Here is a 20,670-nt window from a genome sequence, read left to right as displayed (position 1 = left end):
GGTGCTTTTTTGTTCGAAGAATCAAAGAAATATAGAACTTCAATGACCTTTTAGGGATAGATCGGCAGGGATTATAGATAAATAAGTTCAGAATAGGGTTAAGAAAATCTCAATTATCAAAAGTGACAGTGATACAATGGCCCAATGAGCGAAATTAGAACCCAAGTCCAATTTGTCGACATTGACGAAGATATGGCTGGTCAGCGTATTGATAACTTCTTACGCAACCAATTAAAAAACATCCCGAAAAGCATGATTTACCGAATCGTGCGTAAAGGCGAAGTCCGCGTAAACAAAAAACGCATCAAGGCTGAATACAAACTAAAAGCAGGTGATTTAGTTCGTATCCCGCCAGTCACTATTGAAGAGAAAACAGAAGAGAACGTGCCAAGCACGAAACTCAATAAGGTTTCTGAATTAGAACAGTGCATCATTTATGAAGATGAGCACATGCTGATTCTGAATAAACCATCAGGAACTGCGGTTCATGGTGGTAGCGGGCTAAAGTTTGGCGCGATTGAAGCATTGCGTGCACTTCGCCCTGATGCTCGTTTTCTTGAATTAGTGCACCGTATTGATAGAGATACGTCTGGCATTTTGCTTGTTGCTAAGAAGCGCTCGGCGCTAAGACACCTTCAAGCACAGTTCCGTGAAAAAACGGTTCAAAAATACTACTTCGCTTTAGTGATGGGCGAATGGAAGAACAGCTGTAAAGTGGTTAATGCTCCTTTATTGAAAAATGAAGTAAACAGCATTGTTCGCGTTAACCCGAATGGTAAGGCTTCTGAAACTCGTTTTAAGATTTTGGAAAAATTCCAAGATGCGACGTTAGTTCAGGCAAGCCCAATTACCGGCCGTACGCACCAAATTCGAGTACACGCTCAGTATACTGGGCACCCAATTGCTTGGGATGACCGTTACGGTGATCGTCGTTTTGATGCTTACACGGGTAAAGTAGGATTGAATCGTTTGTTCTTACATGCCGCCAACATTAAGTTTACCCACCCAGGTAGCGAAGAGAAGATGGATATCTCGGCTCCAATGGAAAAAAGGCTAGAGAGAGCACTCACTGGTCTACGTAAGCTTTAAGAAGATACGAGATACGAAAGTGTTAGCTGTTTCTAGCTTACCTATCTACTAACAAAAAAGGTTGACGAAATTCGTCAACCTTTTTTGTTTTCATCTGTTGTAGAAGATCCCCAACTCGCTCGTTCCTCGCTCATGAGGATGACGACTTTTTAAAGTCAGGTTCTACATCATGAGCTGATTGGATAATGTAGCTATCTTCGTCCTTCCCTAGACTGACGAAGGAAGGAGTAGGGAATCTCTAACAAAAGAGAGGGTATCCGTTATAGTACGCTCATTCCTTGCGCTTCTAACATATCAACCAGATCGATCAGAGGTAAACCGATTAAGGTATTCGGGTCTTTACCTTCCATCCGTTTAAATAGTGCGACACCTAACCCTTCACACATAAAGCTGCCCGCGCAGTAATAAGGCTGTTCTTTCTCAACATAAGAAATGATCTGCTGTTGTGTAAAATCACGGAAATGTACGATGAAGGTATCTAAGCGAGTGTCGGCTTTATTGGTTTCACTGTTCCATACGGTTATCCCAGTATAAAAAGTGATGCTTTTACCGCTTTGGCGAGATAGTTGCTCAATCGCTTTTTCACGAGTGTGTGGTTTACCAATGATTTCTCCATCAATCACACACACTTGATCGGAACCAATCACTAAGCTTGGTTTTTCAACCGCACAAGACTTGGCTTTCGTCTCAGCAAGACGCATTACCAATTGTTGAGGAGTCTCTTCTGGAAGTGGCGTTTCATAGCAGTCAGGCTTCGCTGTGACAAAGTCTAACTGTAGTTTTTTGAGGATCTCTTGCCTAAATGGAGATGTAGAAGCTAAAACTAGTTGGTAATTTCTCATTTTAATTTACAATTCGTGTAAGCATTTAGTTCAGGATAACGTAACTTATCCTACTATTCATAATGCTCTGAACAGGAAAGGTAGGAAAGTACATTTTTTTTGCCATTTCCTTTGACTAAACACGATTTGGAAGATAAGATTCGCGCCCTATGCAAAAGGAAAAAATACCGCGTACAGTTGATCCGGCAAGAACGGCTCAAAAACGACTCGATATGGATGGTATCATTCAAGTCAGTCTTTTAAAGCGTTTAACCGAAACAACTGAAGGCGTAAAACGTGACGCGCAAGTCTCAATGTCATTTGGGCTTGATGAACAACGATTAGTCGTTATCTCTGGTAAAGCTAACGTCGAAGTCGATTTAGAGTGTCAACGTTGTAATGAGGTTTTCGCACATGAGTGCGATGTCCAATTTACTTATACTCCTGTTTACAGCGAGAAAAGTGAAGAGGAAGCACCGGAAGAGTACGATTTGGTAGATCTGAACGAGTACGGTGAGTTAGACCTGATTCAATTAGTTGAAGACGAGTTCATCCTTGGATTGCCACAAATAGCAATGCACGACGATGCGAAATGTAGCGTTAACTCAAATAACTTGGTGTTTGGTGAACTTCCTGAAGAAATTGAGGAAGATAAAAAGCCGAATCCATTTGATGTTTTAAAAAACTTAAAGAAGTAACTTATTAATAAGTATCTTTAAGAATTTACATAGGAGTAGGGTCAATGGCCGTACAAAAGAGCAAGAAATCACGTTCAATGCGTGGCATGCGTCGTTCACACGATGCGCTAACTACAGCTGCACTTTCTGTAGACGCAACTTCAGGTGAAACTCACCTACGTCACAACGTGACTGCCGAAGGTTTCTACCGCGGCAAAAAGGTTATCAACAAGTAAGGTTGACCTTTGCAAAATCTAACCGTTGCGCTTGATGCAATGGGCGGGGACTTCGGTCCTCGTGTAACAGTGCCTGCCGCCGTGCAGGCACTGTCGTATTTCCCAGAGCTAAAAGTCATTCTCATAGGTGATCGAAATGCGATCACATCTCAATTATCTTCATTGGGTCGAATGCCTGATTCTCGTTTGAGTATCCAGCATTGTGATCGAGTCATTTCCAATTCTGAAAAACCGTCACTAGCCTTACGTAATAGTCAGGGTAGTTCTATGCGTGCTGCTATCGATTTGGTTGCCGAATCACAGGCTGATGCTTGTGTGAGTGGTGGTAACACTGGTGCACTGATGGCGTTATCTCGTTTCAGACTCAAACTCCTTCCCGGTATTGATAGGCCTGCGTTGGTTTCAGCTTTGCCTACTGCTTCAGGCAACCGTACATGGATGCTTGATTTAGGAGCGAACGTTTCTAGTGACGCAGATTCACTGTTTCAGTTTGCTGTAATGGGCAGTGCATTAGCGGAACAACATTTAGGTCGCGCTCCACGTGTCGCTATCTTGAATATCGGTGCCGAAGAAATCAAAGGCAATGACCTTGTGAAACGATGCGCGGAAATGTTGTCTAATACTCAGTCTGTGAACTTCATAGGCTATATTGAAGGTAATCAATTACTTCAAGATGCTGCTGATGTCGTCGTATGTGATGGTTTTGTGGGCAATGTCTGCTTAAAAACGTGCGAAGGTACGGCTCAGCTCTTTATTGATAAGCTAAAAACGCGCATGATGGCTTCAACAATAAAGGGTTGGATCGCCAGAATGTTGTTTTCTGAGCTATTTACTGAATTAAAAACCTTGAACCCCGACCAGTATAACGGCGCAAGTTTGTTAGGATTGCGCGGCATTGTCATTAAAAGTCATGGAAGTGCTGATGTGTCTGCAGTCGTCAACGCGATTGGTGAAGCAGTACACGAGGTCAAACGACAAGTCCCCAGCCGCATTAGCGATCGTTTGGAAGCGGTTTTACTCGAGAGGCATTATTAGTCTTCATGTATAGCAAAATTTTAGGTACTGGCAGCTACTTGCCATCTCAGGTGCGTACTAACGCAGACTTAGAGAAAATGGTAGCGACTAGCGATGAGTGGATCGTTGCTAGAACAGGTATTAAAGAGCGTCGTATTTCAGCGGAAAACGAAACCGTTGCGGATATGGCGTTTTACGCTGCTGAGAATGCCATTGAGATGGCAGGTATCGACAAAGAAGATATTGATTTAATCATCGTTGCGACAACCAGCAGTAGCCATACATTCCCGTCTTCGGCATGTCAGGTACAAGGTAAGCTTGGTATCAAAGGCTGCCCTGCGTTTGATTTAGCTGCGGCGTGTTCTGGCTTTGTCTATGCACTGTCTGTTGCTGACCAACATATCAAGACTGGTATGTGTAAAAACGTTTTGGTAATCGGTGCGGATGCACTGTCAAAAACCTGTGATCCGACTGACCGCTCTACTATCATCTTATTTGGTGACGCTGCAGGCGCGGTGGTTGTAGGCGCAAGCGAAGAGCCAGGTATTTTGTCTACTCACATTTACTCTGATGGTAAATATGGTGAGCTTCTAAGCCTAGAAGTTCCAGAGCGTGGCGGTGATGCGGACAAATGGCTGCACATGGCGGGCAACGAAGTATTTAAAGTGGCGGTAACTCAGCTTTCTAAGCTAGTTAAAGACACATTAGCGGCGAACAATATGGATAAGTCAGAGCTTGATTGGTTAGTTCCACACCAAGCGAACTACCGTATTATCTCGGCAACCGCTAAGAAGCTGACGATGTCGCTTGATCAAGTTGTGATTACTCTTGATAAGCACGGCAATACGTCGGCAGCTACCGTACCAACGGCCCTTGATGAGGCTGTTCGCGACGGGCGAATTAAACGTGGTCAAACGCTTCTACTTGAAGCATTTGGCGGCGGCTTCACTTGGGGTTCTGCGTTAGTTAAATTCTAACCCCAAGCGATAATCAACAAACAAGGCACATAACTTATGTGCCTTATTCAATTTTTTGCTTTGCTTAAAGGAAAATTACAATGAGCAAATTTGCTATCGTATTCCCAGGCCAAGGCTCTCAAGCTATCGGTATGCTTGCTGACCTAGGCGAACAGTATGATGTTGTTAAAAAGACATTTGCTGAAGCTTCAGAAGCACTTGGTTACGATCTATGGGCATTGGTTCAAGATGGTCCAGTAGAAAATCTAAATGAAACTTTCCGTACTCAACCAGCTCTACTCACTGCGTCTGTTGCAATCTGGCGTGTATGGCAAGAGCTTGGTCTAGAGCAACCTGCAAACCTAGCAGGCCACAGCCTAGGCGAATACTCTGCACTTGTGTGTGCGGGTGTTATCGACTTTAAAGAAGCGATCAAGCTGGTTGAGCTACGTGGTCAACTGATGCAAGAAGCGGTTCCTGCGGGCGTTGGTGCAATGTACGCAATCATCGGTCTAGATGATGAAGCGATTGCTAAAGCGTGTGAAGAAGCGGCACAAGACGAAGTTGTGTCTCCAGTTAACTTCAATTCACCAGGCCAAGTTGTTATCGCGGGTAACAAAGCAGCAGTAGAGCGTGCTGGTGCACTATGTAAAGAAGCAGGCGCTAAACGTGCTCTTCCTTTACCTGTATCTGTGCCGTCTCACTGTGCCCTTATGAAGCCTGCAGCAGACAAGCTAGCGGTTGCTCTAGAAGCTCTAGAGTTCAACGCACCGGCACTGCCTGTTATCAATAACGTCGATGTTATTGCTGAAACAGACCCTGCAAAAATCAAAAGCGCACTTGTTCGTCAGCTATACAGTCCGGTTCGTTGGACTGAAGGTGTACAAGCGATGAATGAGCAAGGCGTTGAAAAGCTACTAGAATTAGGCCCAGGTAAGGTTCTTACTGGTCTAACAAAACGTATTGTTAAAACTATGACAGCTGCTGCAGTTAATGACACTGCATCACTAGACGCTGCTAAGTAAATAACCAATTAATAGAGAAGTTATGATGAATTTAGAAGGCAAAGTTGCACTAGTTACAGGCGCAAGCCGTGGCATCGGTCGTGCAATCGCTGAGCTTTTAGTTGAGCGTGGTGCTAAAGTTATCGGTACTGCTACGTCTGAAGGCGGCGCTGCTGCAATCAGCGAGTACCTTGGTGAGAACGGTAAAGGTCTTGCTCTTAATGTCACTGATGTTGACTCAATTGCTGCTACACTGAAAACCATCAACGATGAATTCGGTGCGATTGACATTCTGGTGAACAACGCAGGTATCACTCGTGATAACCTTCTCATGCGTATGAAAGACGATGAATGGAATGACATCATTGATACTAACCTAACGCCTATCTTCCGCATGTCTAAAGCTGTATTGCGTGGCATGATGAAGAAGCGTCAAGGCCGTATCGTAAACGTTGGTTCTGTAGTAGGTACTATGGGTAACGCTGGTCAAGCTAACTACGCAGCAGCAAAAGCTGGTGTGATTGGTTTCACTAAATCAATGGCTCGCGAAGTTGCGTCTCGTGGTATTACAGTGAACACTGTAGCGCCAGGTTTCATCGAAACAGACATGACTAAAGCGCTAAATGATGACCAACGTGCAGCAACTTTGGCGAATGTACCAGCAGGTCGACTAGGTGACCCTCGCGAAATCGCTGAAGCTGTGGTATTTTTGGCGTCACCTGCGGCAGCTTATATCACAGGTGAAACACTTCACGTCAATGGCGGTATGTACATGGTGTAAATTATGTGCAACATTTGTGCATGATTTAAGTCAAGATCATACGTAATTTCGGTTAAAATCGTGAAAATTGTGGTTTGACCAGAAAAGTTGACCTTGCAACTTTCAATAGATTGAATAAACTACGGAAAACATCGCATAAAGCGAACTCTGTAAAGGAAAAGAAAAAATGAGCAACCTCGAAGAACGCGTAAAGAAAATCATTGTTGAACAGCTAGGTGTAGACGAAGCTGAAGTTAAAAACGAAGCTTCTTTCGTTGATGACCTAGGTGCAGATTCTCTAGACACAGTTGAGCTAGTAATGGCTCTAGAAGAAGAATTCGACACTGAAATCCCAGATGACGAAGCTGAGAAAATTACTACTGTTCAAGCTGCTATCGATTACGTAACTAGCGCTCAGTAATAATCTCTCCCAGGCGGTCACCTTGACCGCCTGTGTTTTATCTAACTCATCTATCCTCATCTTAAATCACCTCAATCCCCGGAGTGTAATATCGTGTCCAAGCGTCGTGTAGTTGTCACTGGCATGGGTATGTTGTCGCCGGTAGGCAACACTGTAGAATCTTCTTGGAAAGCCCTGCTAGCTGGTCAAAGTGGTATCGTTAATATCGATCATTTTGATGCAACCAATTTCTCAACTCGTTTTGCAGGTCTAGTTAAAGACTTTAACTGCGAAGAGTATATGACTAAAAAAGATGCTCGTAAGATGGACTTGTTCATCCAGTACGGCGTCGCAGCAGGTATTCAAGCTTTAGATGATTCAGCCCTAACTATTACTGAAGAAAACGCTCCTCGTGTAGGCGTTGCTATCGGTTCTGGTATTGGTGGTCTTGGTTTGATCGAAGCCGGTCACAAGGCTCTAACTGAAAAAGGCCCTCGTAAAATCAGCCCGTTCTTCGTACCGTCGACGATCGTGAATATGATTGCGGGTCACATGTCTATCATGCGTGGCCTACGCGGTCCAAACATCGCGATCTCTACAGCATGTACGACTGGCCTACATAACATTGGCCACGCGGCTCGTATGATTGCATACGGCGATGCTGACGCAATGCTAGCGGGTGGTGCTGAAAAAGCATCTACACCACTAGGTATGGGCGGTTTTGGTGCGGCTAAAGCACTGTCTACTCGTAACGATGAGCCTCAAAAAGCTTCTCGTCCATGGGACAAAGGCCGTGACGGCTTCGTTCTTGGTGACGGTGCAGGCATGATGGTTCTTGAAGAGTATGAACATGCTAAAGCTCGTGGCGCTAAGATTTACTGTGAGCTAGTTGGCTTCGGTATGTCGGGTGACGCTTACCACATGACATCTCCAAGTGAAGATGGCTCTGGTGGTGCACTAGCAATGGAAGCGGCTATGCGTGATGCTGGCATTACTGGTGAACAAATCGGTTATGTTAATGCACACGGTACTTCGACTCCTGCAGGTGACGTAGCGGAAGTTAAGGGCATCAAGCGTGCTCTTGGCGAAGCAGGCAGCAAGCAAGTCTTGGTTTCTTCTACGAAATCAATGACAGGCCACCTTCTAGGTGCTGCAGGTTCTGCTGAAGCGATCATCACAGCGATGTCTCTAATTGATCAAATTGTTCCACCAACAATCAATTTGGATGATCCTGAAGAAGGCTTAGATATTGACTTAGTACCCCACACTGCGCGTAAAGTTAGCGGTATGGAATATGCTGCATGTAACTCATTCGGTTTCGGTGGTACAAACGGCTGTTTGATCTTCAAAAAGATTTAATCATCTTATTAAAGATGTAAACATTCGTAGATAGTCATAATTAGACTTGTTTTTAAACGGCTTGATGCTTTAGCATTGAGCCGTTTCTTTTTATGGGGAAAAACATGTTTTGGGTTGATGGAGAAAGCCAGCAAACTGTCGATATCTTGGATCGCTCGTTTCAGTATGGAGATGGCTGTTTTACCACCATGCTTGTCCAAGAGGGTCAGGTTCAACATTTTTATGATCATCAATGTCGTGTCGACGAATGCCTTAAAGCGTTACGTATTCAGACACTTGATTGGGATGTTGTTAGCCTTTGGATCGATAATGCACTTCAACATATCCAAGATAACGACCTTCATGGAACAAAGAGCCTTTATGGTTCAAAGATCCTCCATGATACAAACAAGCCTCATAATCAAAAAGCTGGGATAAAGCTACACGTTAGCCGTGGGGCAGGCGGTCGTGGCTACAGTACCAAGAATATCGCCAAGCCAACGATAACCATCAGTACATTTGGTTTCCCTAGTCATTATTCAGCGTGGCAAGACTCTGGTGTAGAACTCGGTATCTGCCAGCAAGCACTAGGTTTGAGCCCATTGCTCGCAGGCCATAAGCACAATAATCGTCTTGAGCAGATCTTGATGAAAGATGAAATGGATCAGGCCGATGAAGCTGATGGTGTAGTTCTTGATATCTCGGGCAATGTGATTGAAACCACCATGGCCAATCTGTTTTGGCGAAAAGGTCAGATGATATATACACCTCAACTCACGCAAAGTGGTGTGGCGGGGGTTATGCGTAAGCAAGTGTTAACCGCGCTGAATCAAGCTGAACTTTCCGTTACAATTAGTGACTACTGCTTATCTCAACTCATGCAAGCTGATGAGATTTTCATGACCAACTCCATCTTAGGGGTTGCCCCAGTTACCCGTATTAGTGATACCCAATTCAACATTGGAACCGTTACTCGTAGCCTTCAAGGACAACTAAACTCGTGATCAAAAAGTTATTTATTTTTATTACCTTGTGCTTAATCGCAGCCGCTGCTGCTGGTTTTTATGTTTACAACCAAGCGCAAGATAACCTGAAACAAGTTATTCAATTAGAAAAACCGCAGGTGGTTACCGTTGCTGCAGGTAGCAGCTTTAACCGTGTTCTAGCACAGTTGATTAACGAGGGGCTTTTTGAGGCTTCTCCTTACGAGAAATTAATCCGTAAGTTACATCCTGAGCTTGTAGACGTAAAAGCGGGTACATTCCTGCTTGAACCCGGTTTAACACTAGAGCAGGCGCTACAAGTGCTTGTAGAAGGGAAAGAGCACCAATTTACCATTACCTTCGTAGAAGGCAGTCGTTTTGACGAGTGGCTTGTTCAGCTAAAAGACAACGAATTCATTCAGCAGACGTTGAATGATGTCTCTGAAAAAGAGATCGCACAAAAGCTTGGTATCGAAAATGAAAAGCTAGAAGGCCTTTTCTTAGCGGAAACATACCACTACACCTATGGCACAACGGATTTAGATTTGTTGAAACGCGCCCACCGAGATCTGATGAACGTGGTCAATGATGAGTGGGAAAATAGAGCCGATAAACTGCCTCTTAAATCGCCATATGAAGCGCTAATTCTTGCGTCTATCATTGAGAAAGAAACTGCAGTAGCGTCAGAGCGTGAACGTGTGTCTTCTGTGTTCGTTAATCGCTTGAACAAGCGTATGCGTCTGCAAACTGACCCAACGGTTATCTACGGCATGGGCGACAGTTACAAAGGCAATATACGTAAGAAAGACTTACGTACTCCAACGCCATACAACACTTATACAATGAGTGGTTTACCACCGACGCCTATTGCAATGGCGGGCAAAGCGTCTATCAATGCTGCGCTGAATCCAGAGAAGAGCAACTACCTGTATTTTGTTGCGAGTGGAACAGGCGGTCACGTATTTTCAAAGAGTTTGACTGAGCATAACCGTGCAGTACGAGCTTACTTAAAGCAATTAAGAAAAAACAAATAAAGAAATAATTATGAATCAGTCGAAATTTATCGTAGTTGAAGGCCTTGAAGGTGCTGGCAAAAGTACAGCAATCAATGCCATCGTTGAGACATTAAAAGCATCGGGTGTTGAAGATATCGTCAATACTCGTGAGCCGGGTGGCACTGTCTTAGCTGAAAAGATGCGTTCATTGGTTAAAGAAGAGCACGAAGGTGAGAAGCTTCAAGATATGACGGAACTATTGCTGATGTACGCGGCACGTGTTCAATTAGTCGAGAACGTCATCAAGCCCGCATTAGACAGCGGTAAATGGGTGTTGGGTGATCGCCATGATATGTCATCTCAAGCTTATCAAGGTGGTGGTCGCCAGATAGCACGCACTACGATGGAATCACTGAAAGAAACCACGCTAGGCGGTTTTAAGCCAGATCTAACCCTATACTTGGATCTTGATCCTAGAGTAGGGCTTGAACGCGCTAGAGGCCGTGGTGAGCTCGATAGAATCGAAAAGATGGATATCTCATTCTTCGATCGTACACGTGAACGTTACCTTGAGATTGCAGAACAAGACGAAACGGTTCTTGTGGTTAATGCACAGCAAGAAATTGAGCAAGTAGCCGCTGATATTAAAGTCGCGCTCAATGCTTGGCTCAATAAACAGTAGGTAGTCATGGCTGAAGTGTATTCTTGGCTCACACCGGTATGGAGTGAGTGGAAAAAAAGTCTCGATGCAGAGCGTTTTCCTAACTCTGTGATTGTTAATGCACCGGAAGGGCTCGGCGTTGATGCGCTGATTAGCCAACTTACCGATGCATTGATGTGTACTAATTACGAAAGCGAGTCGTGTGGATTTTGCCACAGTTGTGAATTGATCAAGTCGGGGAGTCATCCGGATTTCCATGTGATTGAACCTGAGAAAGAAGGTAAATCGATTACCGTTGACCAAGTACGTGCGAGTAACCGCTGGGCTCAACAATCGTCCCAGTTAGGTGGTTTGCGCGTTATCTTGCTTAACCCTGCAGAGTCGATGAACGAATCGGCGTCGAACGCATTGCTGAAAACTCTAGAAGAGCCATCAAGTAAGTGCATCTTCATTCTTTCTACTCGTAACAGTAATCGCTTAATGCCGACTATTATTAGCCGCTGTCAGCAATTCAATGTGGTTAGCCCACAGTTGGATACTGGATCGGCTTGGCTAGATGGGGAAATAGGTAAAGCGGTTCCGCAGTATATTCTAGCGCTCAATGACAACGCGCCTTTGAAAGCGAAAGCCATGTTTGAGCAAGGCGGTGTTGAAGCCTCAACAAAAGTGCTCGATGGTTTTGTCAATGTTATCAAAGGTACTCAACCTGACATGCTGAAGCTTTCCAAAGAGCTTAGTAAAGACCCTTTAGTTCAACTAGGCTGGCTATGGCACTTACTGTCTGACGTGCAAAAGCTGAATTTTGGTTTGGCGAATCAGGCGATGACTCCGAGTGCGAAAGCTTTGGTTGAGGTAATGTCTTATCAAAGTGCTTACGCAGCATCGAATAAACTGTTGATATTGATTGAGCAGTTAAAGCAACACCCCGGGCTCAATACGGAGCTACTCATAATGAACTGGCTGATTGCCACTTGCGAGGAAACATGTTCGTAGATTCCCACTGTCATTTAGACAAACTGGATTACCAAGATTTACACACCAGTGTAGAAGACGTGGTTAATAAGGCGAAGGCAGCAAATGTAGACCAACTGCTTTCTGTCGGTGTGACATTAGACTCGTTTGAAAACATGCTTGAGATGATTTCGCCGTTCGATAACGTTAAAGCTTCTTGTGGCGTTCACCCTCTCGATGTAGAGAGCGATTTCTGTCTAGAAAGAATGTGTGAGTATGCGAGCAATCCAAAGGTTGTGGCGATAGGTGAGACAGGCTTAGATTATCACTACCAGCCAGAGACGGCAGAACTGCAACAGCTTAGGTTCAAGCAGCACGTTGAGTTGGCTGTTGAGCTTAATAAACCTTTGATCATCCACACGCGTAACGCGCGTGAAGATACGTTAGCTATTTTACGCGATGGTGGAGCAGAGAAGTGCGGTGGTGTGATTCATTGTTTTACTGAAGATCAAGCATTCGCTGAAGCGGCAATGGAATTAGGTTTTTATATCTCGATCTCAGGTATTGTGACCTTTAAACAAGCCACAGAACTTAAAGACGTTGTGAAAAACTTACCGCTAGATAGGTTGCTGATCGAGACGGATTCGCCATACTTGGCTCCGATTCCATATCGAGGTAAACAGAATCAGCCTGCATATGTGGTCGAAGTGGCGGCTTATATCGCGCAGTTGAAAGGGCTGTCAATGAAAGAGGTTGCTGAACAAACAACCAAAAATTACCGAAAACTTTTTTTGCGATAAAAAACTAACTAAACAAATAAAAGGGAGCGAAAGCTCCCTTTTTGTGTTTTTGATCACCAAAAGTACGTTTTTTTTTAATGTTTACTAATTATGTTGAACTTGAGAGCACTATTTACATCATTTGTAATTTTGTTACTAAAAATAACATTAGCTCCTATTTTATTTACCCAGTAAAATAATACGCCCATCAAAAAATGTATTTATATTTCAATGATTTAATTGCTTGTAAAGCATTGCATTTCTAGATTTGACATGTGATCCAAGACGTGTTTTGAAACTAAATTTCGTAAGTGACTAGAAAGTTAGTTCCGCATCAATATATATTTAGCGGCAGAAAATATAATGCAATACATGGTTACATTTTCACTGGGTGCTAACATATAGGCTACGGGGGTGTGCCGTTAGAACCCATATAATTATTTTATCTTTATCAGGAGCATAAACATGTTTAAGAACCTTTTTGCTAACCTGCAGAAAGTTGGTAAGTCTCTGATGCTACCAGTATCAGTTTTACCAGTTGCGGGTATTTTGCTAGGTGTCGGTGCAGCAGACCTTCCTTTCATTCCAGAAATTGTTTCAAACTTAATGGAACAAGCGGGTGGTTCAGTCTTCGGTCAAATGGCACTACTGTTCGCAGTAGGTGTAGCACTTGGCTTTACTAATAACGACGGTGTAGCTGGTCTAGCTGCTATCGTTGGTTACGGCATCATGACTGCTACACTTGGCGTAATGGCTGGTGTAATGGGCGTTGATAAAATCGATACTGGTGTACTAGGTGGTATCCTAGTCGGTGGTGTTGCTGCTTGGGCATTCAACCGTTTCTTCCGTATTCAACTACCAGAGTACCTAGGCTTCTTCGCTGGTAAGCGTGCCGTGCCAATCATCACAGGTTTCTCTGCGATTGGTCTAGCAATCCTACTATCTGTAGTATGGCCACCAGTTGGCGGCGCTATCTCTGCGTTCTCTGATTGGGCTGCTCACCAAAACCCACAAGTGGCGTTTGGTATCTACGGTATCGTTGAGCGTTCTCTAATTCCATTTGGTCTTCACCACGTTTGGAACGTACCTTTCTTCTTTGAAGCTGGTACTTGTGTAAACGCTGCTGGCGAAACTCAAAACGGTGTTCTTACTTGTTACCTAGTTGCTGATGACGCATCTCGTGCAGCGGGCAATGGCTTCGGTCAGCTAGCTGGTGGTTACATGTTCAAGATGTTCGGTCTACCTGCTGCTGCAATCGCAATTGCACACTCAGCTAAGCCTGAAAACCGCGCTAAAGTAATGGGCATCATGGCTTCTGCTGCGTTGACTTCATTCCTAACGGGTATCACTGAACCAATCGAATTCTCATTCCTATTCGTTGCTCCAGTACTGTACGCAATCCACGCTCTACTAGCTGGTTCTGCATACGTTCTTGCGAACACTCTAGGTTTTGTACACGGTACATCTTTCTCACACGGTCTAATCGACTTCCTAGTTCTATCTGGCAACGCGTCTAAGATGGGCCTAATGGTTGTATGTGGTATTGGTTACGCTGCAATTTACTACATTGTATTCCGCACTGTGATTAAAGCACTTGACCTTAAAACTCCAGGTCGCGAAGACGAGTCAGAAGACGACATCGTTGCAACTGGTACTGAGCTTGCTGGTGAGTTAGTTGCTGCATTCGGTGGCAAAGCGAACATCACTGGTCTTGACGCTTGTATTACTCGTCTACGTGTTGCAGTAGCTGATACAGAAGCTGTTGACCAAGACAAACTGAAGAAACTAGGTGCTGCAGGTGTTGTTGTAGTTGCTGGTGGCGTACAAGCTATCTTCGGTACTAAGTCTGACAACCTTAAGACAGACATGGATGAGTGGATCCGTAACAACGGTTAATTCACTGATTCAATAAATTGAAAGGAGGCCGAGAGGCCTCCTTTTTTGTTTTCTGCTCTATGAAAGACCTTGCTGCGTTTAATCCCCATCAACTCAGAGAGTTACCGCTCAACTCGATCAATTGATGGTCGTTCCCAAATTTTTCGTGTCTTTTATCTTTTACCTAGCGATGACACCTTTCGCTGAGATTCTAGTAAACTCCCTTTTTTAAACACAGTCTGAGAATATTATGAAACATCGTTACTTGATCGGCCTTATGTGCTGCAGCGGAGCCTCGTTTGCTCACGCTTCTGAAGCCCCAGTTTTGGAAGTTGGACTCGCCATCGACCAAGACCTAAGTGTCGTTGTGGAGTTTGATCAGAAGTATCGCGCAACTATTGGCAATGATGGCGCTGCATTTGATTATATTTTTAAGCGTGGTCAGTTTGAAACTGAAGCTCCGTTGAGCTGGTATGTAGGTGCTGGTGCTTGGGCTGAATGGAATGACGACTTTGGTTTGCGTTTGCCGCTAGGCGTGAAAGTGAATTTCTACGAAGGTTGGAATGCTTACGCACAAGTTCACCCTGAGCTCGACATGTACAAAGGTGTTGAGTTACAAGTAGGCGGCGCACTAGGTGTGACCTACAAGTTCTAAGTTGAACTGAAAACCGTTTTTATAATGAAAAAGCCAGCATCAAGCTGGTTTTTTCATTTCGTTAGAATACTTCTAATCTAAAGATTTATTGATCCAATATGGGGACTCAACCTAGAAGGTAAAACTCAATCCAACATTGGCTTGGAATTGGTTCATCCAGTCAGTATCAAAGCGGATGATGCAGTCTTGGCCATTGCTCGGTACGTTACAAACACCGGAGGTGTCGTTGTCGACCACAGTACCTAGCCAACGTACTTGTGTATTTAACGCTAAGCGGTCACTAAATTTGTACTCTAAACCACCAAAGATAGAAGTTGAGAATCCATACTTATCCTTTGCCCAGTCTACATCAACGTAAGAAGCCCCAAGACCGAGCCCTAGATAGCCAGACAACACAGAGGAAGCAGGGTAGTAGATGCTGCTTTGAAAGTGAAGGTATTGGATGGAAGAGCTTAGGTTGAGCGTTTCTAATTCAGAGCTTTGATTAGAATAGAAAAATCCGATGCGTCCTTTTTCAAGTGGCGTTTCAATCGCAAAGGTATAGTTTTCCGAACCTTTCATATCATACGTTTTACCATCCTGGTCTTCGACACTACCGCCTCCGGTATAACCCACCATCGGGGTAATGATGATCTCCGGCGAAGCACACACGCTCGAAACGGAGAAAAGTGCAATCAGTGCCATCATATTTGCTTTGTTATTCATGAGTATATCCTTATCCATACACTTACTAATTGTGATGGTTACATCAATATTGTGCGACTAATTTCGACGATTCTTGAAGATACTTCACACACCTGATAGAACTTATATAGAGACTAGACAAATTAATAATAAGCCAGAGGTGTCTATGGACCATAATCTGAAAAATGCTCTACAAATAACAGCGATCATCTATACCATCATTCTTTCATTTGGTTTTATTGCGATTGGTAGCTAATACCATCTATTGCGAGGCTGAGTTTTTATACTCAGGGAATCATGAATAGTGGGATTATAACCAATATTGATGCAGCAATAGACTTGGATTACTACGCTAAGTTTATTGCTGGAAAAACAGCCCTGGTCGCTCAAGGTGGCGGACAGAGAAGTATTTTTACTTCTGGAGTGCTGGATGCCTTTCTTCTTTCTAATTTTGACCCCTTCGATGAATTTTTTGGTACTTCAGCGGGCGCTCTCAACTTATGCGCTTATCTGTGCCGCGATAAAGGCCTTGGCCGCTCTTTCGTTCTCGACCTCACGACTTCACCAGAGTTCTTTAATCTCTTTTCTTATATACGACACAGAAAGAACCTAGGATTAGAATGGGCGTTAGAACAAATCATGGCGTACCCATATAAGCTTGATCTTGACCTCGGTAGGCAAACGCTGGGTGACAGACATTTTTTTGCAGCGGTCACCGCTTCGAAAGATCTTCGAGATCATTATTTCCCTTTGCTTGGTGAAGACTGGTACAAGGTGATGATTGCCACTTGCGCCATTCCACGTTTGTATAGCGATGAAATATTCATTGGCGATAACGCTTATGTTGATGGTGGTGTATCCGCTTGTATCCCGGTTCAAGAAGCGTGGCGTAGACAAGCCCGTTCCATTGTAGTGATCAGAACTGAGCCACCTTTAGAGGAAGAGGTTCGAGTTCAAGTTAACAGTACGGGATTAAAAACACCCAAACCAATATCAGCTGAAGAGCTGGAATGGTTCCGGGAATCTTTTGACAGTGTTCAAGGTCATTGGCAGCAAAAAGTGGAACAGTGGAAAACCGATTGGAGCTCGTTCTTTCAACAACAAATCCTCAGTTCAAAAGAACAGAAGCGCGACAGATCACATTTGGATTTACTTAATGGTGGTCGATGGCTATTTGGGGCGGATGACATCTATAGATTAAGTCATTTAATTGGTGATAAGTTTGATTCCGGTTTGGCTGATATGCTAATGGTACATTACCAAACTTACTCATTGACTCAGGATTTTTTGAACTCCCCACCAGACGATGCGTTTGTCGTGCAAATTGCCCCAAGTAAGCCGCTGAAATCAAGTTCATTAATGAGTAATAAAGAAGATTTACTGCACGATTACGACATGGGTTTAGAAGCGGGTTACCGATTTGTAGAAACTTATACCTCTACGGAAAATGCCCGCAGTTCACACATGCCACAGTTGGCAACCATTGCTGCTGAGAAGTAATGCTTGAAGTTGATAAGTTAACATACTGTTAGCTCATCATGCTGTTTTAACCCGATCGTTAGTGAGTCGTGTTCTGATATGAAAAAGGGTTATTGAACTTGGTTCGATAACCCTTTTTTGATCTTGGCAGGGTCGTTCATCAACGAACTGACCTAATCAAACACTAACTGATTAAGTAACAGGCAAGATTCTCATGCAGTTGGTTGAGCCCGCCACATCCATAATGTCGCCTTGAGTGACGATCACGAGATCGCCAAACTTAAGATGCTCTTTCTCTTTTAGGCAAGTGAGCGTAGATAGGGCAATGTCAAAGCTATCTTCGGCTTCTGTCTCGAAGTAGATAGGTGTTACACCGCGGTACAAGGTACAGCGATTAAGCGTTCCTTCGTTACGAGATAGTGCATAGATAGGCATATCAGCACTTAGACGAGACATCATCAATGCAGTACGGCCTGACTCGGTGAGAGTGACTACGCCCTTAATGCCTTCCATATGGTTTGCAGAATAGATGGTTGCCATCGACACGGTTTCTTCGGCGGTGACAAAAGTACGGTCAATACGGTAATTAGATTGGTTATTAATTCCTGCCATTTTCTCTGCGCCAATACAGACTTCGGCCATTGATTTCACTGTTTCAACCGGGTAATCACCGGCGGCGGTTTCACCTGAAAGCATCACTGCATCGGTGCCGTCCAGTACGGCGTTGGCAACGTCCATCACTTCGGCACGGGTTGGCATTGGTGCTGAGATCATTGATTCCATCATTTGAGTTGCGGTGATTACGGTTCTGTTAAGCGCTCTAGCACGGCGTATAAGCTGTTTTTGTACTCCGACCAACTCAGGGTCGCCAATCTCTACTCCGAGGTCACCACGAGCCACCATGACCACATCTGAGGCCATTATGATGTCATCCATGTTCTCAACAGTGGCTACCGTCTCTGCTCGCTCTACTTTTGCTACAAGGTGAGCTTCTAATCCCGCTTCTCGTGCAAGCTGACGAGCGTAGTGCATGTCTGCGCCGTTGCGTGGGAAAGACACTGCGAGGTAATCCACTTTGATTTGGGCTGCGGTGACGATGTCGCGCTTATCTTTTTCTGTCAGCGCTTCTGCGGAAAGACCACCGCCTTTTTTATTGATGCCTTTGTTATTTGACAGTGGACCGCCAATGATGACTTCTGTATGAACGCGACAGCCTTCCACTTCGGTCACTTTCAGCTGAACACGACCATCGTCGAGTAACAGGATGTCGTTAGCTGAAACGTCGTTAGGTAATTCTTTATAATCAAGACCGACTGCTTGTTGGTTGCCTACACCTAAACCTAGGCTACTGTCGAGAGTGAATTTGTCACCCACAGCAAGTTGGATTTTGCCATCTTTGAATGTCGATACTCGAATCTTGGGGCCTTGTAAGTCACCGAGAATAGCGATTTGAGTGCCAAGTCTTTTTGCAATTGCTCTGACGTTTTCTGCGCGTTGTATATGGTCGTCGCTGGTGCCGTGAGAGAAGTTCATACGGACGACATTGGCACCGGCTTTGATGATCTCTTCAAGCACGTTGCCTTTATCAGTAGAAGGGCCTAGCGTTGTGACGATTTTCGTTTTTCTTAATTCGGCTGTCATGAATACTCCTAGAGTGAGGCCAAGTAATCTTTTAAAAGACTGAATTAAGTATATGCATTAATTGATTATTTATTGGGAGCTAGGGAGATATTTCATTATTTGTCTCTAATTATTGAATTCAGGGCTCAATAACGATGTTTTATTCTGAAAATTAAGTCTCAATTTATCGATTTTGGTGTTAATTTTCCTCGAACTATTTGACTCGATACACAAAGATTCATGTATATACGTGATACTGGTCACGGCGATATACCAAGTGACTTCACAATTACTTCGCAAAGTAAAAAAATTAACTCGTTGATGATTTCTGGAGCGTAAAATGTACATGGCTCAACCGGGCCATATTGATCATATCAAACAGGTCAATGCTGGTCGTGTATATAAACTAATTGACCTTAAAGGTCCTATTTCTCGTATCGATCTGTCCAAGCAAAGTGAGTTGGCTCCGGCGAGTATTACTAAAATTACCCGTGAACTCATTGAAGCTCACCTTATTCACGAAACGACGGTTCAAGAAGCCACAACTCGTGGGCGTCCTGCTGTCGGTCTGCAAACCAATAACGAAGGTTGGCAGTTTCTGTCGATGCGTCTTGGTCGCGGATACTTGACTATCGCGCTCCATGAATTGGGCGGCGACGTGCTTATCGATACCAAGATTGATATTCATGAACGTGACCAAGATGATGTGCTTGCGCGTCTTCTACATGAAATTGATGAATTTTTCCAAACCTATGCTGAGCAGCTCGATAGGGTAACAAGCATTGCGGTTACGCTACCGGGCCTTGTGAATTCTGAGCAAGGTATTGTGTTGCAGATGCCGCACTACAACGTTAAAAATTTAGCGTTGGGTCCTGAGATTTACAAAGAAACAGGTCTGCCTGTCTTTATTGCCAATGATACCCGAGCTTGGGCATTAGCAGAGAAGCTGTTTGGTCACTCACAAGACAACGATAATTCTGTTCTTATCTCGATTCACCATGGTGTAGGTGCTGGGATCATTCTCGACGGCCGAGTGCTGCAAGGTCGCCACGGTAATATCGGTGAACTTGGGCATATCCAGATCGATAAGCAGGGCAAACTTTGTCATTGTGGCAACCGAGGTTGCTTAGAAACAGTCGCGAGTTCTCAGGCGATCCGTGAACAAGTGAAAGAGCGACTGGCTAATGGTGAAGCATCATCATTAACTGTGTTTGAAGACGTCACTATCGAACAGATCTGTGCTGCCGCTGCTGATGGCGATCCATTGGCTGTTGAAGTTATTGAACAGTTAGGTCGTTACTTAGGTGCCGCGATAGCGATTGTGATTAACCTTTTCAACCCTGAGAAAATCTTGGTGGGTGGTGTTATCAATCAGGCTAAAAGCGTGTTGTACCCTGCGATTCAAAAGTGTATCGAAGAGCAGAGTTTATCGGTTTACCATCAAGATTTAGAGCTGGTGGAATCTCGATTCTATAAACAAGCAACCATGCCTGGTGCTGCGCTTGTTAAACAAGCCTTATATGATGGCCAACTGTTAATGAAAGTTGTTGAAGGTTAACTCCTTATACTCGTCTTTTAGCCTCACCCGAAACCTTTCCATGTACTTAAGCTTTGTATAACATCATTTGTTGTACTTAGTTTAAGCATTCTGTGCATTGGCGCTTTGCTTTAACCTATTGAAGTAGGCTATTGT

At 44.1% G+C, this 20,670-nt stretch carries 22 protein-coding genes; 19 read left to right on the top strand and 3 right to left on the bottom strand.

Translation table 11 applies throughout. The annotated features are described in order from the left end of the window. Positions 1-144: 144 nt before the first annotated feature. The gene (rluC, locus tag DUN60_RS09175; protein WP_114633809.1) at positions 145-1,089 is read left to right on the top strand and encodes a 23S rRNA pseudouridine(955/2504/2580) synthase RluC; all 945 of its coding nucleotides are present in this window, start codon (positions 145-147) and stop codon (positions 1,087-1,089) included. Positions 1,090-1,349: 260 nt separating this feature from the next. Here rluC and DUN60_RS09170 read toward each other — a convergent pair whose 3' ends face one another. Further along, positions 1,350-1,931 (bottom strand): Maf family protein, encoded by a 582-nt coding sequence (locus DUN60_RS09170; RefSeq protein WP_114633808.1) that lies wholly within the window; start codon positions 1,929-1,931, stop codon positions 1,350-1,352. Between the two features lie 149 nt (positions 1,932-2,080). Here DUN60_RS09170 and yceD point away from each other — a divergent pair, with 149 nt between their 5' ends. The 15 genes from yceD to DUN60_RS09095 all read left to right on the top strand — a co-directional run bounded on the left by yceD (position 2,081) and on the right by DUN60_RS09095 (position 15,194). Continuing rightward, entirely contained in the window at positions 2,081-2,608 is a 528-nt protein-coding gene (gene yceD, locus DUN60_RS09165) for a 23S rRNA accumulation protein YceD (protein WP_004733994.1), read from the top strand. A gap of 44 nt (positions 2,609-2,652) precedes the next feature. After that, on the top strand, positions 2,653-2,823 hold the full coding sequence (gene rpmF / locus DUN60_RS09160) for a 50S ribosomal protein L32 (RefSeq protein ID WP_004737376.1): 171 nt from the start codon (positions 2,653-2,655) through the stop codon (positions 2,821-2,823). A gap of 9 nt (positions 2,824-2,832) precedes the next feature. After that, a complete protein-coding gene (gene plsX, locus DUN60_RS09155; protein ID WP_017062152.1) occupies positions 2,833-3,858 on the top strand; it encodes a phosphate acyltransferase PlsX in 1,026 nt (341 codons plus the stop codon). 5 nt (positions 3,859-3,863) lie between these two features. Further along, positions 3,864-4,814: a beta-ketoacyl-ACP synthase III gene (locus DUN60_RS09150; RefSeq protein ID WP_114633807.1), complete on the top strand. Its 951-nt coding sequence runs from the start codon at positions 3,864-3,866 to the stop codon at positions 4,812-4,814. Positions 4,815-4,894: 80 nt separating this feature from the next. Then, positions 4,895-5,818, top strand: coding sequence for an ACP S-malonyltransferase (gene fabD, locus DUN60_RS09145; RefSeq protein WP_017107284.1), 924 nt, complete (start codon positions 4,895-4,897; stop codon positions 5,816-5,818). A gap of 25 nt (positions 5,819-5,843) precedes the next feature. Further along, positions 5,844-6,578: a 3-oxoacyl-ACP reductase FabG gene (fabG, locus tag DUN60_RS09140; protein WP_010437280.1), complete on the top strand. Its 735-nt coding sequence runs from the start codon at positions 5,844-5,846 to the stop codon at positions 6,576-6,578. Positions 6,579-6,744: 166 nt separating this feature from the next. After that, on the top strand, positions 6,745-6,978 hold the full coding sequence (gene acpP, locus DUN60_RS09135; protein WP_012603569.1) for an acyl carrier protein: 234 nt from the start codon (positions 6,745-6,747) through the stop codon (positions 6,976-6,978). 93 nt (positions 6,979-7,071) lie between these two features. Then, positions 7,072-8,316 carry a beta-ketoacyl-ACP synthase II gene (gene fabF / locus DUN60_RS09130; protein WP_004736554.1) on the top strand — a complete coding sequence of 415 codons (1,245 nt, stop codon included), beginning with the start codon at positions 7,072-7,074 and terminating at the stop codon, positions 8,314-8,316. Positions 8,317-8,420: 104 nt separating this feature from the next. Continuing rightward, complete coding sequence (gene pabC, locus DUN60_RS09125; RefSeq protein ID WP_114633806.1) at positions 8,421-9,299, top strand: aminodeoxychorismate lyase; 879 nt, start codon at positions 8,421-8,423, stop codon at positions 9,297-9,299. Beyond that, entirely contained in the window at positions 9,296-10,312 is a 1,017-nt protein-coding gene (mltG, locus tag DUN60_RS09120; protein ID WP_114633805.1) for an endolytic transglycosylase MltG, read from the top strand. The genes pabC and mltG overlap by 4 nt, the downstream gene beginning before the upstream one ends. A 10-nt stretch (positions 10,313-10,322) precedes the next feature. Continuing rightward, a complete protein-coding gene (tmk, locus tag DUN60_RS09115; protein WP_114633804.1) occupies positions 10,323-10,955 on the top strand; it encodes a dTMP kinase in 633 nt (210 codons plus the stop codon). A 6-nt stretch (positions 10,956-10,961) separates the two neighbouring features. After that, complete coding sequence (locus tag DUN60_RS09110; RefSeq protein ID WP_114633803.1) at positions 10,962-11,927, top strand: DNA polymerase III subunit delta'; 966 nt, start codon at positions 10,962-10,964, stop codon at positions 11,925-11,927. Next, complete coding sequence (locus DUN60_RS09105; RefSeq protein WP_114633802.1) at positions 11,918-12,685, top strand: TatD family hydrolase; 768 nt, start codon at positions 11,918-11,920, stop codon at positions 12,683-12,685. The genes DUN60_RS09110 and DUN60_RS09105 overlap by 10 nt, the downstream gene beginning before the upstream one ends. Before the next feature lie 444 nt (positions 12,686-13,129). Then, a complete protein-coding gene (gene ptsG, locus DUN60_RS09100; RefSeq protein WP_004736562.1) occupies positions 13,130-14,560 on the top strand; it encodes a PTS glucose transporter subunit IIBC in 1,431 nt (476 codons plus the stop codon). 229 nt (positions 14,561-14,789) lie between these two features. Next, positions 14,790-15,194 (top strand): hypothetical protein, encoded by a 405-nt coding sequence (locus tag DUN60_RS09095; protein ID WP_114633801.1) that lies wholly within the window; start codon positions 14,790-14,792, stop codon positions 15,192-15,194. Positions 15,195-15,305: 111 nt separating this feature from the next. Here DUN60_RS09095 and DUN60_RS09090 read toward each other — a convergent pair whose 3' ends face one another. Next, the gene (locus tag DUN60_RS09090) at positions 15,306-15,899 is read right to left on the bottom strand and encodes a porin family protein (RefSeq protein WP_114633800.1); all 594 of its coding nucleotides are present in this window, start codon (positions 15,897-15,899) and stop codon (positions 15,306-15,308) included. Positions 15,900-16,044: 145 nt separating this feature from the next. On the opposite strand from DUN60_RS09090, the gene cydH reads away from it, so the two are divergent. Beyond that, positions 16,045-16,134, top strand: coding sequence for a cytochrome bd-I oxidase subunit CydH (cydH, locus tag DUN60_RS09085; protein WP_114633799.1), 90 nt, complete (start codon positions 16,045-16,047; stop codon positions 16,132-16,134). A gap of 41 nt (positions 16,135-16,175) precedes the next feature. Continuing rightward, positions 16,176-17,378 carry a patatin-like phospholipase family protein gene (locus DUN60_RS09080; protein ID WP_114633798.1) on the top strand — a complete coding sequence of 401 codons (1,203 nt, stop codon included), beginning with the start codon at positions 16,176-16,178 and terminating at the stop codon, positions 17,376-17,378. Between the two features lie 171 nt (positions 17,379-17,549). Here the strand turns inward: DUN60_RS09080 and pyk are convergent, their stop codons facing one another. Beyond that, positions 17,550-18,998 carry a pyruvate kinase gene (pyk, locus tag DUN60_RS09075; RefSeq protein WP_017085832.1) on the bottom strand — a complete coding sequence of 483 codons (1,449 nt, stop codon included), beginning with the start codon at positions 18,996-18,998 and terminating at the stop codon, positions 17,550-17,552. Between the two features lie 319 nt (positions 18,999-19,317). Between pyk and mlc the strand changes: the two genes are divergently transcribed. Continuing rightward, positions 19,318-20,535: a sugar metabolism global transcriptional regulator Mlc gene (mlc, locus tag DUN60_RS09070; RefSeq protein ID WP_114633797.1), complete on the top strand. Its 1,218-nt coding sequence runs from the start codon at positions 19,318-19,320 to the stop codon at positions 20,533-20,535. The last annotated feature ends 135 nt before the right edge of the window (positions 20,536-20,670 follow it).

This window comes from Vibrio splendidus, from assembly GCF_003345295.1.
Taxonomy (GTDB): domain Bacteria; phylum Pseudomonadota; class Gammaproteobacteria; order Enterobacterales; family Vibrionaceae; genus Vibrio; species Vibrio splendidus_K.
The sequence above is the reverse complement of the archived record's forward strand: the minus strand, read 5'-3'. Positions and strand labels throughout refer to the sequence as shown.

Bases quoted from the DNA above. Each gene is read 5' to 3' on its own strand.
- pabC (WP_114633806.1), top strand. From the start codon at position 8,421: ATGTTTTGGGTTGATGGAGAAAGCCAGCAAACTGTCGATATCTTGGAT.
- rpmF (WP_004737376.1), top strand. From the start codon at position 2,653: ATGGCCGTACAAAAGAGCAAGAAATCACGTTCAATGCGTGGCATGCGT.
- cydH (WP_114633799.1), top strand. From the start codon at position 16,045: ATGGACCATAATCTGAAAAATGCTCTACAAATAACAGCGATCATCTAT.
- pyk (WP_017085832.1), bottom strand. From the start codon at position 18,998: ATGACAGCCGAATTAAGAAAAACGAAAATCGTCACAACGCTAGGCCCT.
- fabG (WP_010437280.1), top strand. From the start codon at position 5,844: ATGAATTTAGAAGGCAAAGTTGCACTAGTTACAGGCGCAAGCCGTGGC.
- DUN60_RS09105 (WP_114633802.1), top strand. From the start codon at position 11,918: ATGTTCGTAGATTCCCACTGTCATTTAGACAAACTGGATTACCAAGAT.
- fabD (WP_017107284.1), top strand. From the start codon at position 4,895: ATGAGCAAATTTGCTATCGTATTCCCAGGCCAAGGCTCTCAAGCTATC.
- yceD (WP_004733994.1), top strand. From the start codon at position 2,081: ATGCAAAAGGAAAAAATACCGCGTACAGTTGATCCGGCAAGAACGGCT.
- acpP (WP_012603569.1), top strand. From the start codon at position 6,745: ATGAGCAACCTCGAAGAACGCGTAAAGAAAATCATTGTTGAACAGCTA.
- DUN60_RS09090 (WP_114633800.1), bottom strand. From the start codon at position 15,899: ATGAATAACAAAGCAAATATGATGGCACTGATTGCACTTTTCTCCGTT.
- DUN60_RS09080 (WP_114633798.1), top strand. From the start codon at position 16,176: ATGAATAGTGGGATTATAACCAATATTGATGCAGCAATAGACTTGGAT.
- DUN60_RS09150 (WP_114633807.1), top strand. From the start codon at position 3,864: ATGTATAGCAAAATTTTAGGTACTGGCAGCTACTTGCCATCTCAGGTG.
- rluC (WP_114633809.1), top strand. From the start codon at position 145: ATGAGCGAAATTAGAACCCAAGTCCAATTTGTCGACATTGACGAAGAT.
- mlc (WP_114633797.1), top strand. From the start codon at position 19,318: ATGTACATGGCTCAACCGGGCCATATTGATCATATCAAACAGGTCAAT.
- ptsG (WP_004736562.1), top strand. From the start codon at position 13,130: ATGTTTAAGAACCTTTTTGCTAACCTGCAGAAAGTTGGTAAGTCTCTG.
- DUN60_RS09110 (WP_114633803.1), top strand. From the start codon at position 10,962: ATGGCTGAAGTGTATTCTTGGCTCACACCGGTATGGAGTGAGTGGAAA.
- tmk (WP_114633804.1), top strand. From the start codon at position 10,323: ATGAATCAGTCGAAATTTATCGTAGTTGAAGGCCTTGAAGGTGCTGGC.
- DUN60_RS09095 (WP_114633801.1), top strand. From the start codon at position 14,790: ATGAAACATCGTTACTTGATCGGCCTTATGTGCTGCAGCGGAGCCTCG.
- DUN60_RS09170 (WP_114633808.1), bottom strand. From the start codon at position 1,931: ATGAGAAATTACCAACTAGTTTTAGCTTCTACATCTCCATTTAGGCAA.